The following is an 18,491-nucleotide window of genomic DNA, read 5'->3' on the forward strand; positions in this document are numbered from 1 at the left end:
ATGTGCCAAACCTGTGGTTGTGGCGATCGCGAATCAAGCGTAAATGGTGACTTAAAGCAAATTAATGTTGTGCAAGAAATTCTGCATAAAAATACCCAATTAGCTCAGCAGAATCGCGCCTACTTCAAGTCTAAAGGTGTATTGGTATTAAATATCCTTTCCTCACCTGGTTCAGGAAAAACGGCACTGATTGAAAGGATGCTGCAATGTAGTCAATTCCGCATCGGAGCTATTGTAGGCGATTTAGAAACAGATAACGATGCCAAACGCTTGCGATCGCATGGCGTACCCGCAGTCCAAATTACAACAGGTAACATCTGTCATCTAGAAGCAGACATGATAGCACGAGCAAGCAAAAAACTCAATCTAGATGCTTTGGATTTATTAATCATTGAAAACGTAGGAAATTTAGTTTGCCCTGCGGCGTATGACTTGGGTGAAGATGTGCGTATTGTCTTGCTATCTGTCACCGAAGGAGAAGATAAACCGCTCAAGTATCCAACACTATTCAAAACTGCGCAAGTGGCAATTGTTAACAAAATCGATCTTGCCCAAGCGGTAGAATTTAACCGCGAACAGGCGATCGCCAATATTGAACGCATTGCACCACACGCCACGATTTTTGCAGTTTCAGCAAAGACAGGTCAAGGCATGGAAGACTGGTATACCTATCTCGAACAAAAGTATAGAGGAATCGGTAATGCAAGTTTTCAAGTCAAACGATCCAGCTTATGATATTCTTCGCCTTGAGCGCCAACCTTTGAATGCAATTTTTGCTCCGCAGACTGTAGCTGTCATAGGTGCTAGCGATCAGGCTAATAGTGTAGGACGGACTATTTTATGGAACCTGATCAGCCATCCTTTTGGTGGTACTGTATTTCCTGTAAATCCTAAACGACATAGCGTATTAGGAATCAAGACATATGCCACAGTTAAGGATATCCCAGAATCTATCGATCTGGCGATTATTGCCACACCCGCGTCAACGGTACCAGATATCATTGCTGAATGTGTGGATGCAGGCGTTGAAGGTGCAATTATCGTTTCTGCTGGTTTTAGAGAAATTGGTACAGTCGGTGCTGAGTTAGAGCAGCAAATCAAACAGCAGTTACGTCGTGGCAAAATGCGTTTAATTGGACCTAATTGCTTGGGTGTCATGCACCCCCGCAACGGCATCAATGCGACTTTCGCAAGCGTCATGGCGCGTCCTGGTAATGTCGGCTTTATTAGCCAAAGTGGTGCGCTCTGCACTGCTATTCTTGATTGGAGTTTGCGAGAAAATGTCGGTTTTAGTGCCTTTATTTCGATTGGCTCAATGCTTGATGTCAGTTGGGGCGATCTGATTTACTACCTCGGTGACGATCCGCACACTCATAGCATTGTGATTTATATGGAATCAATCGGCGATGCGCGTTCGTTTTTATCTGCTGCGCGTGAGGTTGCATTGACTAAGCCTATTATTGTCCTCAAAGCAGGTCGAACTGAAGCCGCAGCTAAGGCTGCAACTTCGCATACGGGGGCATTAACAGATAGTGATGAAGTCATTGATGCTGCTTTTCGTCGCTGTGGAGTTTTGCGAGTTAATAGTATATCCGACTTATTTGATATGGCAGAAGTGCTGGCAAAACAACCGCGTCCCAAAGGATCGCGATTGACAATTATCACGAATGCAGGAGGTCCAGGAGTTCTTGCCACCGATGCACTGATGACAACCGGCGGCGAACTCGCAGAATTATCCGCAAGTGCGATCGCTGCCCTAAATCAACTGCTACCGCCTCACTGGAGTCATGGCAATCCAATTGATATTCTCGGTGATGCTGAACCAGAACGTTATCTGCAAGCTTTAGAAATTGTTGCGACAGATCCGAGCAGTGATGGTATACTCGTGATTCTGACACCGCAAGCTATGACCGATCCCACGCTAACAGCTGAACGGTTGAAGTCATATATCGCGACGCACACCGCCTCTGCACGCAAACCTATTCTCGCAAGTTGGATGGGAGGAACTGAAGTCGCAACAGGCGAAATGATTCTTAATCGCGCCAGTATTCCAACTTATCCTTATCCAGATACCGCTGCCCGCGTATTTAATTATATGTGGCAGTATAGCTACAACTTGCGTGGCATATATGAAACACCGGTACTCAGTACTCATGCCGTTGATGGTGCTACGGCTCGTACTTTAGTAGAAACAACAATTGCCAAAATCCATCAGGCACGCATGATTCTTACAGAAGTTGAATCTAAACAGATTCTAGCAGCTTATGGCATTCCGATTGTTGCAACTTGTGTTGCTAAAAGTGAAGCGGAAGCAATTAACTGTGCTGAAGGAATCGGTTATCCAGTTGTTCTCAAACTTTTCTCTGAAACAATTACTCATAAAACTGATGTCGGCGGCGTACAGTTGAATTTGCCCAATGCAGCAGCTGTGCAACGAGCATATCAAGCTATTGCTACATCAGTCAGCGACAAAGTTGGTGTTGAGCATTTCTTGGGCGTTACCGTGCAACCAATGGTGAGTACAGATGGTTATGAATTAATTATCGGTAGCAGTCTCGATTTGCACTTTGGTCCAGTCTTGTTGTTTGGTTCAGGAGGGCAACTAGTAGAAGTCTTTCAAGATCGGGCGATCGCTTTACCTCCCCTCAACACCACTTTAGCGCGGCGCATGATGGAACAAACTCGCATTTATAAAGCACTTTTAGGCTTGCGGGGTCGTCAGCCTATCGATATGAACGCCCTAGAACAGCTTATGGTGCGCTTTAGTCAGTTAGTCGTTGAACAACGTTGGATTAAAGAAATTGACATCAACCCGTTGCTTGCTTCTCCTCATGGACTGATTGCGCTTGATGCTCGAATCATTTTACACGAACCAAACATCACTGCAGATGAATTACCTAAACTCGCTATTCGTCCTTATCCAACTCAGTATGTCACTGATTGGACAATGAAAGATCGTACTTCAGTAACTATCCGCCCCATTCGTCCTGAAGATGAACCGTTGATGATCCAGTTCCATCAGACATTATCAGAGCAAAGTATCTATTTTCGTTACTTTCATTTAGTGAAACTCAGTCAACGAGTTGCCCACGAACGCTTAATCCGCATATGCTTTATTGATTACGATCGCGAAATGGCACTGGTGGCTGAATATCAAAATCCGCAGACAAAAGCCAGTGAAATTCTAGCATTAGGTAGGTTGAGCAAGTTGCATAGTACGAATGAAGCAGAATTTGCCCTCTTAGTGAGCGATCGCTTTCAGTGCCAAGGCTTAGGTACAGAGTTATTGGAACGGCTACTACAAGTAGGTCGTCACGAACATCTTAAGCGCATCCATGCAGAAATTCTTCGCGATAATCGAGTAATGCAACGTGTCTGTGAAAAACTGGGTTTCCAAATTCATCGCACAGAAGATCCCTCTGTCGTCAAAGCAGAAATTATTCTGTCTACAACGTAACTAGGACAAGATGCCAATCTTAAAACGTTTGCATATAACTATTCAAGGAGCCGTACAGGGGGTAGGCTTCCGTCCTTTCATCTACCGCTTAGCAACAGAATTAGGACTTGTAGGATGGGTGAATAATTTTGCTGGAGGGGTTGCAATCGAAGTTGAGGGAAGTCAAACACAGTTGCAGGCTTTTTTACTCCAGATTTACAAAGAATTGCCACCTCATGCGTCGATCCAAAGTTTGGAAACTTCATTTCTCGCTCCTGTAGGCTACAAGCAATTTGAAATTCGTGCTAGTACTGGCGGTGAGAACACAGCGCTGATTTTACCCGATATTGCTACCTGCGCCGATTGTCTGCGCGAAATTTTTGATAAGTGCGATCGCCGTTATCTTTATCCTTTTACGAACTGCACTCACTGCGGTCCTCGCTTCAGCATTATCACTGCCTTGCCTTACGATCGCGCCAACACGACAATGCAAAAGTTTGAGATGTGCGATCGCTGTCAAGCTGAGTATCATCATCCATTAAATCGCCGTTTTCACGCCCAACTAAACGCTTGTGCTGAATGCGGTCCTCATTTAGAGTTGTGGAATCAAGATGGTCATGTTCTCACATCTCATTATCAAGCACTCCAGCAAGCAGTTGAAGAAATTCGTAAGGGCAAGATTGTTGCTATTAAAGGTCTTGGTGGATTTCATTTAGTAGTCGATGCACGTCACCAACAAGCAGTTACTAAACTGCGCTACTGCAAGCAACGAGCAAAACCCTTTGCTTTAATGTATCCATCACTGCAACTCATTAAGGCGCACTGCGAAGTTTCAAATTTAGAAACTCAACTGCTACTTTCACCCCAAGCTCCCATTGTACTGCTGCGACGCAAATTTAAGTCTGGCATGGCGATCGCTCCTGCGGTTGCTCCCGACAATCCTTATTTAGGGGTGATGTTGCCATATACACCATTACATCACTTACTCATGTCGCAACTTGGTTTTCCAGTCGTGGCGACTAGTGGAAATCTCACTGATGAACCTATTTGTACAGATGAGCGCGAAGCAATCCAGTATTTAAGTAATATTGCTACAGTTTTCCTCATTCATAACCGACCAATTACTCGACCGATAGACGATTCTGTGGTGCGTGTCATCATGGAACGGGAATTATTGTTACGTCGCGCCCGTGGTTATGCACCCTTACCGATTGCCATTAACCTGTCACCCACAATTCAACAACCGCAATCTAAACTCCTAGCAGTAGGAGCACATTTTAAAAATACGATCGCATTTTCGCTTTCTCAGCAAGTTTTTGTGAGTCAACACATTGGCGATTTAGCAACAGTAGCAGCACTCAAAGCATTCAATCAAGCGCTCGCTGACTTTCAACAACTCTATCAATTGCAACCACTAACTATAGCTTGTGATGCTCATCCCGATTATGTTTCGACACAATTCGCTCAAAATTCTGGCTTACCAACTATACCAGTGCAACATCATTACGCTCATGTTCTCTCATATATGGCAGAAAATGACTTACTTAGAAATGAGAATTCTATCTTAGGTATTGCTTGGGATGGTACTGGTTATGGACTAGATGGCACAATTTGGGGAGGTGAATTTCTGCAAATTCAACCTTTGCGATCGCTAACAAGCGATCCAGAAACACCATTTCAACGAGTTGCCCACTTGCGCACTTTTCGACTTCCTGGTGGGGAAAAAGCAATTAAAGAACCAAGACGAGTAGCAATTGGCTTGCTTTACGAAATTGCGGGAGATGCACTGTTTACAATGAATGACTTAGCACCTGTACAAGCTTTTAATGCTCAGGAGTTGAGGATTTTGTGGACAATGCTGCAAAGAAATATTAACACTGCGATAACTTCGAGTGCAGGGCGATTATTTGATGCGATCGCCGCCATAATTGGGCTACGTCAGTATACTCAGTTTGAAGGACAGGCGGCAATGGAGTTAGAGTTTGCGATCGCCGAATTGAACACTGATGACTGCTACAGCTTTGAAATAACAACAATAGCAAATTCACCTTTGATTATTGATTGGATGCCAACAGTGCAAGGTGTTTTAGCAGACCTAAGTTGTGAGTTATCGCAGGGATACATTTCAGCAAAGTTTCACAATACATTAGTGGAAATGATGGTTGTTGTAGCCCAGCAAATTGGTGCAGAACAAGTGGTGCTGACGGGTGGCTGTTTCCAAAATAAGTACTTAATTGAACGCACCATTCAACGCTTAACTCAAGAAAGTTTTCACCCTTATTGGCATCAACAAGTTCCACCTCATGATGGTGGTATTGCATTAGGACAAATTGTGGCAGCATTGCATGTCATCTAGTCAGGAGCGATCAATTATGTGCTTAGCAGTTCCAGGAAAAATCATCAGTATCAATCATCATGAAAACCCACTACTTCAAACTGGAAGAGTCAGCTTTGGAGGAGTCATTAAAGAAATGAGTCTTGCCTATATTCCTACTGCAAAAGTTGATGATTACGCAATTGTTCATGCAGGATTTGCGATTAGTCTACTCAATATTGAGGAGGCGGAAAGCACGCTGACGTATTTGCAACAGATAAGTGAGCGTAATATTTCTCGCAATCAATAGGAGTGTAACAATAGTATGAGGACTGTAGTTGCATACACCTGCATAGCTAGCAGGTCGTTAAAATACCCCGATTAAACCGTTGCATCCAACTTCTTCATGAGTTTATTTTTTGCCCTAGGAATTCTGTTTATCTTGCTGATAGCTGCGATCACCCTCTATCTATTTACTGCTCGTCGTTATCAATCGTCTGACTCGGTTGCCAACTCTTACGACCAATGGACTGAAGACGGAATTTTAGAGTTTTATTGGGGCGAACACATTCACTTAGGACACTATGGTTCGCCACCACGACGCAAAGATTTTCTAACTGCTAAATCTGACTTTGTACATGAAATGGTGCGCTGGGGTGAGTTAGACAAGTTTCCCCCTGGCACAACTGTCCTGGATGTTGGCTGTGGTATTGGGGGAAGCAGCCGCATTTTGGCACAAGATTATCGGTTTGCTGTCACCGGAATTACGATTAGCCCCCAGCAAGTGCTTCGTGCCCAGCAGCTGACTCCCAAAGAACTAAATGTCCGGTTTCAGGTAGACGATGCTATGGCGATGTCGTTTCCTGATGCTAGTTTTGATGTAGTTTGGTCAATTGAAGCAGGTCCCCATATGCCTGATAAAGCAATCTTTGCCAAAGAGTTGATGCGAGTGTTAAAGCCTGGTGGCGTGCTAGTAGTTGCTGATTGGAATCAGCGAGATGCGCGTCAAAAGCCGCTCAATTTTTGGGAAAAGCCTGTCATGCGACAACTGCTAGATCAATGGTCTCATCCTGAATTTTCCAGTATTGAAGGATTTGCTGAGCTTTTGGCAGAAACAGGGTTTGTTGAAGGAGAAGTCATCACTGCTGATTGGACAGAACCAACTCTACCATCCTGGATTGATTCTATTTGGCAAGGCGTGGCTCGACCTGAAGGCTTGGTACGGTTTGGTTTACCAGGATTGCTCAAGTCTTTACGAGAAGTCCCAACTCTACTTCTGATGCGGTTAGCATTTGGCACAGGACTTTGCCGATTTGGTATGTTTCGCGCTATCCGAAACAATCAAGAAACAGCAAATGAGTTGCAAGCAGTGCATGCGAAGGCAAAATAATGCTACTAGATAAACAAAGTCTATCTCTGGCGAATGCGCATTATTAAGCAGCACATTGCTCATGACGTTCAGGAGATCTATCAAGAGCTATGGTTTCTGGTGCGCGATCGCTTTTTGGCTAGTGTTAGGGGAAACTGCAAGTATAATTACAACCGTTTAATAATATGAAAGCTGTTTTAATTTCACTTAAACAAATGTAAAACGGACATTAATAGAAAAATATACACAAATCGGGATGACTGGATTCGAACCAGCGGCCCCTTCGTCCCGAACGAAGTGCGCTACCAAGCTGCGCTACATCCCGCTACTACTTATAAGTAGTCAGATTCATTGACCCTAAAGCATTCTAACATACCTGTGTTCGCCCACTGAAATTTTGTATTTTGTGTGGGTCAAAGATGGGTCAGAAACCGTAGGGCAGGTAACGATAGAAATGTTGAAAGTAGAGTGTTAGGTAGTCGGTTAGTAAACACATAAAGGGAAAGAGATCAAATATTCTTTCCCTTAATTGACCGCTAACGCCGAGGTAACAAAGCAATAGGATTAACTGCTCCTTTACCTGAAGGATGGACTTCAAAATGCAAGTGAGGACCTGTACTAAAACCAGTGCTACCCATCTCTGCAATATGTTGTCCTTGTTCTACTTCTTGCCCTGCACGCACTAAGATTCGGTTATTGTGAGCATAGCGAGTAAGAGAACCATTCGGGTGTCTAATATCGACTAAATTTCCATAACCTCCAGAGTTCCAGCCTGCCCTGACAACAACACCAGAAGCGGCAGCAAAAATAGGAGTCCCGACAGGTGCTGCAACATCAATGCCTCGGTGCATTCTTCCCCAACGCCAGCCATAGCCAGAAGAGAGAACGCCTTTTGCTGGCCAAATATAACCGTTGAAAGGTGCTGACATGCCAGTTCTAGGCAAATACATATCTGCTGCACCTAACGGTGGTAGTTCTGGAGATACCTGTCGTCCTCGTAGCGAGTGTAGCGCTTCAGTCGGATCGACATCAGTAGGTGCAGTTGCTAGTCTAGCTCTAATTGTCTTGGAGTTAGAATTACTTGCCTGAGCAACGCGAAATTCTGGATTAACGGGTTCAGCTGTAATTGCGCGGGGGCGGCTAGGACTATTAGCTACAGAAGCTACTGGTTTAGTTTTCGCCAAAGGCGCAACAACACTTACAATTTCTGTTGCTTTAGTTTGCTGCTCAGTAACAGCACCTGAAGAACTAGCAAGTTGAGTAGTGTATTTTTGTCGCAACTGTTCAATTTCTGCTTGCAATCCTCGAACGTAAAAACTCGGTGGATCAAGTGGCTCTTCATTAGATAAACTACCACCCATACCAGTTGAGTTGTTCACAACTTGGGGTGCAGGCTGCGTTGTTAGATTGTTATGAGCTAATGCGGGCGCTTGCCCTTCGCCGTTGTTGGTGATTGTCGCAGATACTACTGGCACAACTGCGATTTGCTGTAGAGGACGATCGCTGACACTTATATTTTGAGCAACAGCACCGTTGTATGCCGACGTCGGAATAGTAATGTTTTGGTTAATCTGGAGCCGATCGGGATTAGAGATTTGGTTAGCAGCGATCAATTCATGTAGTGGAATGTCATATTCACGAGCGATCGCAGTTAATGTATCTCCTTGTTTGACTTGGTATGCTGTTGATAACGCCGCTTGGACACTGACTGTAGCTGTGTCCTCGATGGCTTGAGAAATCACATAAACTGTGTCTGGCGTGTTTAAGTTCTCAGGGGCAACGACATTTTGGTTTTCTGCTGTTTGAGTTCGTAACCGCTGAGCAAGAGCTTGTAGTCTTGCAGTTTCTGTATCTTGAGCTACTGTATCCTGTGTAGAACTTGGTGTGACATTCTGTAGCTCGTTAGTAACTCCAAATTCTGCTGGTTTTGGCAATGTTGCACTAGCTGAATTTTGAGTAGAGTCAATTTGTGTCTCTTGTTTTTGCGCACTCGCACTGTTTACATTTACTTGCGGAATGACTTCCTCAGGTGTTGTTCCTACAGATTTCTTGATCTCAACAACGATACTATTGCTGCTGGGTTCAATTGCTGTTTGAGTTCTAGTAGTAGGCGCAATATTGAGCGGGTCTAAGCTGCGTATAGACTGTGGAGTATTAAAAATAGATGGCGATCCAATTTGTGGAACTTGAGTATTGACAATAAAACTTTGATTCCCGCCTACTGGCTGCGAGTCTACAGTTGCCTTTTTTTCTGGTGATACCACATCACTAGGTCTACTTGCCTGATTTTGACTTGGCACTTCATAGTTAGACTGGCTAGGGACTGGTGTTGGTTGATTAAGCTGGATATTGCTGTTATTTGCATCTTGTCTAGCAGGTCCCACAATCTGTGGAGTTACTAGACTGTTTGTAGACGAACTGAACTCCTCAGACCGCAACTCCGCCGCACTATTTATTGAGTGGTTCGATTGTTGCTTTAAGCGATTAACTAATAACTTTTGTCTAGCACTAACAGTATTGCTATCTTTCGTTGTTGCTGATGCTGTATTTTGCAGTTGATTGCGACCAGTATTGCTGACTGGCTGTGTAGATGAGTCCTGCTGAAGTGCAATCGACTGATTTACTTTATTCGCTGATTTTAATCTCTGTACCAAGCGATCTTGACGCTTTACAGCTTGTGTAGCTGTATTGGCTTGGTGATGATTTACGGTAGTGATTTCTACTTGGCTTGGTGCTATTGATTTGGGTTTTGTGTTTGTGCTTGGACTTGCATCCATCACTAAATTTTGTTGCCGCTGTTCAACTTGAATCGGAGTTGTGGCAGGCGTTTTTACTTGCACTGTGCTTTTCGCAGCAGGAGGACTCACTGGCTGAGACACATTACTCTTTACTGGTAACTCAGGAGCAGGTGCAATCGGCATAGGAACAGCAGTATCCACTGGCGCTGGTATAGCTTCTATGACTACTGACTTTGTCTGTGTTGGGGTGGTTGTTGCCACCGACACCTTACTAGCTGTTGGTTCTTCACCTTGTGGTATTTCAGCTGCCGGCGCGCGATCGTGTCGAGTCAGTAAAAGGTTGGGTCCTCCCATTGAAATCGCGATCGCCATCATCGCGACCGAAGTGCGCACTCGCCGTTTGACCTTGGGCTGAACGGGCTGCAATTGTTCCTCCAAAACTGCTTTACTTTTTGCACTAGTAGGAACAGCCTTAACCTTTTTCATCCATGCTCTTTTCAAAAATGACCTCCTATGAGCAATAGGGCTTACCTGATCTCGATTCATCGAGTTTATTACTAGTTAATGAATTAGGCTACTACTTTTGATAGATTCACCTCGCACCCAGTAGACATACTTAAGCAAGATTACTAGGCATTTTTGATTTAGACAAGTTTACATCAACTCGTAACAATTGCAACTAGTGATTTTTTCGGCTTTTTCGCTTGTTGATTGCTATGACCATCAGACTGTAACAAGTAGCAGTTGCCACTATTATTAATGCGCGCGATCGCAATTGTGATGTAATTAATTTTTTTTACAAAATTAAATCTAGCTGTGCTCATACCCATTAATGCTGCTATTTTGCCCATCCGACCACTGATACTTCATTTGATTGTTCTTGTGTCTTGTGCGCTTAGCGATTACTAAGCACTATGTTTGATCTGCCTTCTAACCGCAATTAGAAGAACTTTTAGGCAAGCACAATAACTCAGCTTGTTGATTGTACTCGCTTTAATCAGGTTTGATCCTGAAAGACTTAACATATTTAGTCTATTTAGAATGAATAAAATCTATCGCTTTCTTCTGCGAAAAGCTCTTTTTTACTATAAAAATTTCTTATGAATAATGAGCATATGACATTGTTGAGCTAAGGTAAAGCTGCTTGTACTTCATTTCTTTAATTAACGTATAAATTGATGCTGATGACCTCAACTTTTTATATGACTATAAGCGTAAGTCATTAAATATTAATTCAAGCAAAAATACTTAAAATGTAGGAAAATACAAGCTGAGCGGCGCATCTTTAAAAACAAACTCAGACCAGAAGTCCTAATTGACGCCGAGCTTCAAATAAACCTATAGCAACACTTACAGAGAGATTTAAGCTACGAACCTTTGGGTGTGGCATGGGAATATAAACTGTAGCGGTACATTCAGATATCATTTCAGGTGACAAACCTGTTGTTTCGCTACCAAAGAGTAGCCAATCATCAGCTTGAAACTGGAACGCAGCGTAATTGGTATTTCCCCTCACACTAAACCCAATCGTACGCCCACCGCGTTGTTTATAGTGAGTTTGAAAAGTATAAAGTGTTTCATGGTATTGCAGATTTACGTAGGGCCAATAATCTAAACCAGCTCGCTTCACATAGCGATCGCTAATCTCAAATCCCAGTGGTCCTACTAAATGAAGCTCAGTACCTGTTGCCGCACAAGTACGAGCAATATTGCCAGTATTTGGGGGAATTTGGGGGTGAACTAAGACAATCTGAGGCATTTGTTCTTGATCCGACTTAGAACATCATAATCGTGTAGGTTCCAGTCAGTACACGTCTATAGCTAAACTATAGGTTTTTTAAATAATAGAATGCCTAATAACATTGATTAAATATTTTAAATTCTCCTCGTATTTTAAACTTTCATGCTTTTTTTTCGCTATCCCTCGACTAGGCAGCTACAGGAGAACATAATTCAGATTCTAGTTCGCGTTCGCGTTCGCGCATTGCTAAGCTTGCTTGAGTTACTATTTGCCGAATATCAAAACCGCAAGAATGAAGTTGCAACCACTGCTGTGCTTCGTTACCTTCGCGGAGAATTTTTTGGACTGGTGAAAGAAAACAGTTAAAGCCACTTTGTTTAGCGATCGCCCAAACATCTTGATAAATTTCAGCAATCCAATCTCGTGCTAAGATGCTTCTGCCATCTTGCCAATGCGTCAACTGAGCATTTAAACCGTAGTGTGCTGCGGCAGTTTCATTAGCTGTCGTAATTGCCAAAAGTTCTTCTGGAAGGTTTGTTGCAGGTAAAGTACTATTTTCCAGGGGATCGAGGCTGGGATCGGCAATAAGTTGTAAAAGCCGTGCTTCGAGTAAAGTAGCGATCGCAAGTAAACTAATTGGGTCACTTACAAGATCGCAAATGCGTAATTCTAAGCGATTTAGGTCATACGGGCGGCGATCGCCATTTGGTCGTACTGATACCCACAAGTGACGTACGTTTTGCATCGTACCTGCTGCTAACTGTTCTTCTACCCAACGAATATGATGCGCGTGACTTTCAAATAAAGGTACGTGAGTAGGAGTTTGGGGAAATAATCCCCAGCGTGTTGAATGATAGCCTGTCGCTTTGCCATCCAGAAAAGGAGATGCGGCACTTAAAGCTAGATATAGTGGCGCTTCTACTCGTACCAAACGACACGCACGTAATAATGTTTCCGGATCTTTAATACCGATATTGATGTGAACGCTTGCAGTGACTACTTTAGTACCATAGGTTTGTTCAATATAGTCATGATAAGGATTACTCGGATCAGAGCGAAAAAAGCGATCGCTTCCACCTAAAGCCAGCGTACTTCCAGGTATCAGAGTATAGTTACCTAATTTTTGAAGAAATTCGCGTAACTGTAATCGCGGACGCAGCAAGGCACACAGTAAATCCTCATATTTCCACAAAGGTGGAGTCGTATATTCTACGTTGCGACTATCTGGCTCGCGAACAAATCCATCCAAACCAGCTACAATTTTGTCTGAAAGACCGATAACATCACCCTGGGGCGTACCAGTGTACATTTCGACTTCAAAACCTTTTGATAGCAGCACGGTGTTCCCTCGAATTTGGATAGATTTTTATGTTTTTACAGTGTAAATCTGTGATTTTCACTACGCATCCGTCAAGAGTTTAGCATCTCATCTATCGTGTTTTAAAAGCTGTGTCTTTATGCACTATTTAACGGCGAACATCTATCGAAGGGCATAATTAAATTATATAAATCACAAGGCTTGGTTGCATCACCTGTAATGACGATAAACTTCACTAGCAGCTCGATGCAGTAAAGAGTGACGATAAACTAAACTTTTAAAATCATCTGCATAACCGCCACCAATCACACAAGCTACCGGATAACCACTACTAACACAGGTACTTAAAACTTGCATTTCGCGGCGATAGATCCCAGCATCAGTTAAAGCTAATTTACCCAAGCGATCGCCTGCGTGCGGATCGACACCAGCATCGTACAACACTAAATCTGGCTTCACTTGTGCAAGTAAATCAGGTAAGTAGCTTGCTAAAGTTTGCAAATAGGCATCATCTTCCATTCCCGCTGGTAAGGGAACATCTAAATCACTTTTTTGTTTAGTTCCAGGAAAATTAACCTCACAGTGCATCGAAAACGTAAAAACACTGGCATCATCCTGAAAGATATATGCAGTGCCGTCTCCCTGATGTACATCCAAGTCTACAATCAGTACTTTTTCAACAAGTTGCAACTTTTGTAAAACGCGGGCTGCGATCGCCAAATCGTTGAAAATACAAAAACCAGAACCATAACTTGGAAAAGCATGATGTGTTCCTCCCGCAGTGTTACAAGCTAAACCATGACCGAGGGCTAATTTAGCAGTCAGAATTGTCCCACCAACAGCAATACAAGTGCGATTGACTAGCGCAGAACTCCAAGGTAAACCAATACGTCGTTGGGCTTTAGCATCGAGTGTACCTGTACAGTATGCTTGAACATACTCTGGAGTGTGAACCAATGTTATCCATTGATCTAACGGATACTCTGGAGCATAAAATTGTAAGGGATGTGCTACTCCATCTGCTATGAGTAGTTCATAGAGTTGGCTAAACTTAGGCATCGGAAAGCGATGACCTGTAGGTAAAGGTGCTACGTAGTCAGGATGATAAACAATTGGTAAGTCCATGTTTAGCTGTTAGCAGTTAGCTTTTAGCCATTAGCTATTCGGTAATTCGCAGTAATTGACTACGACTGCGGTAAGTGAACTCATTCAATTAAACATTATTTGTGGGGTAGGCATCTTGCTTGCCCTGAAGTGTCTAAAAAATCATACATAAAGTATTCTGCTAAATAGAAGCCTACGATAAATTCTATGGAAGGTAAAATACTTTGGCAGCAAGGTAACTCCAAACCAGAAAATCTCAACAATTTTGCGGTTATTAGTCAATGGTGGTCAAGCTTAGCAAATAAACAAGTCATGCTGGCGCAGCGCATGATTCCCCAAACAGGGGAGGTTGACGAACTTGACTGGGAATTACAACGCTTTGATGAAGTTTTTGAAATCAAAAGCCCAGAAATTCGTGGTATTACGCTTTATTGGCAAAAACCCGACTCACCGCAAGTCCGTAACACCACACCGCATCAGTTAGTCCTCGATACTCGCCAACAGCAGTTATATATTTTCCCACAGTCACAAAAACAACTCGTCATCCGTGTAGCCCTACGGGGAATAAGCTATGAAACTATTGAAGTTAAAAATCCTCACTGGCTATACCGTCGTGTAGGAGAAAACCACATTCTCACGCTACGAGACAATCAGCAACAACTAGAAGTGAAAATTACTCTCAATCCCAACAGTCTTAGTCAATTGAAAGAACAACTTCCATAAGAGAGGTTTGAGTTTAAGAGAGTTATGAGTTAAGAAAATTCTTCTAATTCAAAATTCAAAATTCAAAACTAATCACTAGCCACTACTCTTTAGGATTCAAAACTTTTGATGTGACTTGAAGTTACGTTTACACGTTTTAATAGTATTACCAGGAGTCACCGCGATGAAAAAGTTGATTAATCGACCGGAAGATTTTGTTCGTGAGAGTTTGATAGGTATGGCAAAGGCTCATCCTGATCTTTTAAAGGTACAATTTGAGCCAACGTTTGTCTACCGTGCTGTTGCACCTGTACCAGGGAAAGTTGCGATTGTTTCGGGTGGTGGTAGCGGACACGAACCAATGCACGCAGGGTTTGTTGGCTTGGGAATGCTTGATGCAGCTTGTCCTGGTGAAGTTTTTACTTCTCCAACTCCCGATCAAATGCTAGCAGCAGCAAAACAAGTTGATGGTGGTGGTGGAATTCTTTATATCGTCAAAAACTATAGTGGCGATGTGATGAACTTTGAAATGGCAACTGAGTTAGCTCATGCTGAAGATCTGCGAGTATTGAGTATTTTAATTGACGATGATGTTGCTGTTAAGGATAGTTTGTACACCCAGGGACGGCGAGGTGTAGGAACAACAATATTAGCTGAGAAAATTTGCGGTGCCGCAGCCGAACAAGGATACGATCTACAGCAAATTGCCGATTTGTGTCGCCGAGTCAATCTTCATGGACGCAGTATGGGAGTTGCCTTAACTTCGTGTACTGTACCAGCAAAAGGAACGCCTACCTTTGAATTAGGTGCTAACGAAATTGAAATGGGAATCGGAATCCACGGCGAACCAGGCTGCGAAAGAATGTCGATTAAGTCTGCGGATGAGATTACTGAAATACTCGCAACGTCAATTTTTGAAGATGTAGCTTATAGTCGCACAGTACGAGAGTGGGATGAAAATAAAGGGGGATTTGTTGACGTACAATTAACTGATCCTGAATGGGAAAAGGGCGATCGCCTTCTCGCTTTTGTTAATGGTATGGGTGGTACGCCATTGGCTGAATTATATATTATCTATCGCAAACTTGCTGAGCTTTGCGAGCAGCAAGGATGGCAAATTGTGCGTAACTTAATCGGTTCTCATATCACTTCGCTGGATATGCAAGGTTGTTCAATTACACTGCTGAAGTTAGATGATGAAATGATTCGACTCTGGGATGCACCCGTGAAAACAGCAAGCTGGCGATGGGGAATTTAATCATGGTGACAAAAGAGCAAATTCTACAATGGTTGCAGCAATTCGCCAGTGCGATCGCCCAAAATAAAGAATACCTAACACAATTAGATGCAGCGATCGGTGATGCTGACCACGGGATCAATATGGATCGTGGTTTTCAAAAAGTCGCAAATCAGTTATCAAATTTTGCAGCGCAAGATATCAGCAGTATTTTGAAAAGTGTAAGTATGACACTCATCTCTAGTGTCGGTGGTGCTAGTGGTCCATTGTATGGCAGCTTCTTTTTACGTGCTAGTACCGCAGTTATAGGAAAACAAGAATTGTCTAACGAAGATATGGTGAGTTTACTGCAAGCAGGGTTAGATGGTGTCTTGCAACGAGGCAAAGCTCAACTTAGTGATAAAACAATGATTGATGCACTGTCTCCTGCAGTTACAACTTTTACCCAAATTATTAGGGAAGGAAAAACTACCACAGAAGCTATACAACAAGCTACAGTTGCAGCAGAACAAGGCATGAAAGCAACTATCCCAATGGTGGCAAAAAAAGGGCGGGCTAGCTACTTAGGCGATCGCAGTATCAATCGTCAAGATCCTGGCGCAACATCCGTTTATTTGATGATCCAGAGTTTATCTGAAGTACTGGTTGAGTCACTAGTGACTAGTGATTAGTGGCTAGACAAAGCAATTACCTATTACCAATTACTAAGCATCGGCAATACTTTTCACGAATCAACTTTAAGCGGTTTAATCACACGCGCGATCGCTTCTTGCGCAAAAACCTTAATAAATTCATCACGGCGGTTGAGTTGAAACTGACGTTGTACAACCTCAGTAATCCCACCATCACCCCAGTCTTGATCGTGGCGAAAATACTCAATAAAGCTTTTACCAGCAATCCGCGTGAGATACGCAGCAGTGACACCTTGAATTGCTTTACCAACAACAAAAGTCGCAACATGAAATTGCAACGCCGTAGACAGAATTTGAATTGCACCTTTGACAATACCCAAACTTGCTAAAGTTTTTGCCAAGGAAAGTGCTAACTCTTTACCGCGTTCTAAATTCAATTCACATCCGTAGATTCTGCCGATTTCTACTACCATTTGCGCATTGACAGCTGCTGTGGCGAGTAAGTCAACACCTGGCAATGGAGTCACAGAAACAACACCTGCACTGATCCATTGAAAGCGTTCTACTACCTTGTCGGCTTGGCGGCGGCGTTGTGCATCAATAATTTGACGGGCTTCTTCTCCTAAGCGCTGCGATTGCAGTAAGATGTTGTCTGCTACTAATTCTTCACCTTCCGCACGTAACACAGCAGCCATGCGACGGAGTAACGGCATAATATTAGGTTCAGGGTGCAATACCTCACCATTTTCTGATGTCACAGGTTGAGGATTGGCAGCGATCGCCACAATATCGGTAGGTGCAATAAAGTTTTTTACTCGTTCGCGCAGTTGTGCGAGGATAGTCTCGCGGTCTTCGTCGGTATACAAATCAGTTTTATTCAAAACCAAAAGCGATCGCTTACCAATTTCTGCTAAAGTCTGTAAAGGTTCGTATTCGGAACGCCGCAAATCATTATCAACAACAAACAGTAATAAATCGGCTTCTGTAGCTAATTGTCGCGCTAAGCGTTCGCGTTCAGTTCCGGCAACTCCTGCTTCTAAAATTCCTGGCGTATCGGTAATCAAAATCTTGCGTTCCATGCCTTTGAGTCGCAAGCTGTAAGTTTGTCCTTCTTGTGTTGTCCCCATTGGTGCAGCAACTTGTCCGACAATCCGCCCAAAAATAGCATTGACAAGCGAAGTTTTGCCTGCTGATCCTGTTCCAAAGACAACGACTTGCAATGCACCACGTGATAAACTTGCTTCAATTTCCCGCGATCGCTCTAACAATGCTTGACGTGCCACTTCGTCTTGAATTTGTGTTAGTTGTTGTTGTATGGCACGCAGATTTTCTTCGGCTGCATCAGTACGTTCTTCAGGAATCCGAATTTGGCGTTGTGCCCGTCGCCGCGATCGCCGTTCGCCTCTTTGTACGATTGCAATGTAGTAAATGACTACGCCGATCAGCAATACTACCAAAGCAATAATCAAAAATAGCAACACATCCGCAAGTAGCGGTGAAGTGTAAGACAGTTGCCACAACAACTGTGACAAGCTAGCAAATAACCACAGTAATAGCCCTAAAACAACAATTAGGGCGACAAGCAGGATGACAATGCGTGGAAAAGGCATTTCAGAGGAATGACAAGGAGATGCTTTCGATCTTAATCTGCTTGCTATTAACTTGAATGCGCCAGCAGGAATACAGCAAATGGATGTTCGCAACTCAAATAGAAACGCTACACATTGCGATCGCTGTATTTTCAGATTTTAGCAAAACGTAATATTACGTAAAAGTCTTACACAGATATCACTATGAGCTTAATGATTTAGGCTTCCATCTCCTAGATCGTCGATATCTATTAAGGAGGATTGCGTAGTAGAAAACATTCCGCTATATTACCCATAACTGATGAGTTATT

13 protein-coding genes and 1 tRNA gene are annotated in these 18,491 nt (G+C 43.2%); 8 read left to right on the forward strand and 6 right to left on the reverse strand.

The features are described from left to right. The 5 genes from hypB to IQ230_RS05310 all read left to right on the forward strand — a co-directional run bounded on the left by hypB (position 1) and on the right by IQ230_RS05310 (position 7,140). The gene (gene hypB, locus IQ230_RS05290; protein WP_193931020.1) at positions 1-735 is read left to right on the forward strand and encodes a hydrogenase nickel incorporation protein HypB; all 735 of its coding nucleotides are present in this window, start codon (positions 1-3) and stop codon (positions 733-735) included. After that, the gene (locus IQ230_RS05295) at positions 701-3,457 is read left to right on the forward strand and encodes a bifunctional acetate--CoA ligase family protein/GNAT family N-acetyltransferase (protein ID WP_193931021.1); all 2,757 of its coding nucleotides are present in this window, start codon (positions 701-703) and stop codon (positions 3,455-3,457) included. The genes hypB and IQ230_RS05295 overlap by 35 nt, the downstream gene beginning before the upstream one ends. Before the next feature lie 10 nt (positions 3,458-3,467). After that, a complete protein-coding gene (gene hypF, locus IQ230_RS05300; protein ID WP_193931022.1) occupies positions 3,468-5,792 on the forward strand; it encodes a carbamoyltransferase HypF in 2,325 nt (774 codons plus the stop codon). Beyond that, positions 5,782-6,060: a HypC/HybG/HupF family hydrogenase formation chaperone gene (locus IQ230_RS05305; protein ID WP_439566145.1), complete on the forward strand. Its 279-nt coding sequence runs from the start codon at positions 5,782-5,784 to the stop codon at positions 6,058-6,060. Before hypF ends, IQ230_RS05305 begins: the two co-directional genes overlap by 11 nt. A gap of 96 nt (positions 6,061-6,156) precedes the next feature. After that, a complete protein-coding gene (locus IQ230_RS05310; RefSeq protein ID WP_193931023.1) occupies positions 6,157-7,140 on the forward strand; it encodes a methyltransferase domain-containing protein in 984 nt (327 codons plus the stop codon). 230 nt (positions 7,141-7,370) lie between these two features. Here IQ230_RS05310 and IQ230_RS05315 read toward each other — a convergent pair. The 5 genes from IQ230_RS05315 to IQ230_RS05335 all read right to left on the reverse strand — a co-directional run bounded on the left by IQ230_RS05315 (position 7,371) and on the right by IQ230_RS05335 (position 14,041). Beyond that, positions 7,371-7,444, reverse strand: a tRNA-Pro gene (locus tag IQ230_RS05315). A 211-nt stretch (positions 7,445-7,655) separates the two neighbouring features. Then, a complete protein-coding gene (locus tag IQ230_RS05320) occupies positions 7,656-10,343 on the reverse strand; it encodes a peptidoglycan DD-metalloendopeptidase family protein (RefSeq protein ID WP_193931024.1) in 2,688 nt (895 codons plus the stop codon). Between the two features lie 811 nt (positions 10,344-11,154). Continuing rightward, complete coding sequence (locus IQ230_RS05325; protein ID WP_193931025.1) at positions 11,155-11,616, reverse strand: tRNA (cytidine(34)-2'-O)-methyltransferase; 462 nt, start codon at positions 11,614-11,616, stop codon at positions 11,155-11,157. Positions 11,617-11,785: 169 nt separating this feature from the next. After that, positions 11,786-12,937: a glutamate--cysteine ligase gene (gene gshA / locus IQ230_RS05330; protein ID WP_193931026.1), complete on the reverse strand. Its 1,152-nt coding sequence runs from the start codon at positions 12,935-12,937 to the stop codon at positions 11,786-11,788. A gap of 189 nt (positions 12,938-13,126) precedes the next feature. Next, positions 13,127-14,041 carry a histone deacetylase family protein gene (locus IQ230_RS05335; protein WP_193931027.1) on the reverse strand — a complete coding sequence of 305 codons (915 nt, stop codon included), beginning with the start codon at positions 14,039-14,041 and terminating at the stop codon, positions 13,127-13,129. Between the two features lie 186 nt (positions 14,042-14,227). Here IQ230_RS05335 and IQ230_RS05340 point away from each other — a divergent pair, with 186 nt between their 5' ends. The 3 genes from IQ230_RS05340 to dhaL all read left to right on the forward strand — a co-directional run bounded on the left by IQ230_RS05340 (position 14,228) and on the right by dhaL (position 16,630). Further along, positions 14,228-14,743, forward strand: coding sequence for a hypothetical protein (locus tag IQ230_RS05340; protein ID WP_193931028.1), 516 nt, complete (start codon positions 14,228-14,230; stop codon positions 14,741-14,743). Positions 14,744-14,906: 163 nt separating this feature from the next. Further along, on the forward strand, positions 14,907-15,980 hold the full coding sequence (dhaK, locus tag IQ230_RS05345) for a dihydroxyacetone kinase subunit DhaK (RefSeq protein ID WP_193931029.1): 1,074 nt from the start codon (positions 14,907-14,909) through the stop codon (positions 15,978-15,980). Between the two features lie 2 nt (positions 15,981-15,982). Beyond that, on the forward strand, positions 15,983-16,630 hold the full coding sequence (dhaL, locus tag IQ230_RS05350; RefSeq protein WP_193931030.1) for a dihydroxyacetone kinase subunit DhaL: 648 nt from the start codon (positions 15,983-15,985) through the stop codon (positions 16,628-16,630). A gap of 53 nt (positions 16,631-16,683) precedes the next feature. Here the strand turns inward: dhaL and IQ230_RS05355 are convergent, their stop codons facing one another. Continuing rightward, entirely contained in the window at positions 16,684-18,201 is a 1,518-nt protein-coding gene (locus IQ230_RS05355) for a YcjF family protein (protein ID WP_193931031.1), read from the reverse strand. Positions 18,202-18,491 lie beyond the last annotated feature (290 nt).

Origin of the sequence: Gloeocapsopsis crepidinum LEGE 06123 (assembly GCF_015207655.1) — a bacterium.
Taxonomy (GTDB): Bacteria; Cyanobacteriota; Cyanobacteriia; order Cyanobacteriales; family Chroococcidiopsidaceae; genus Gloeocapsopsis; species Gloeocapsopsis crepidinum.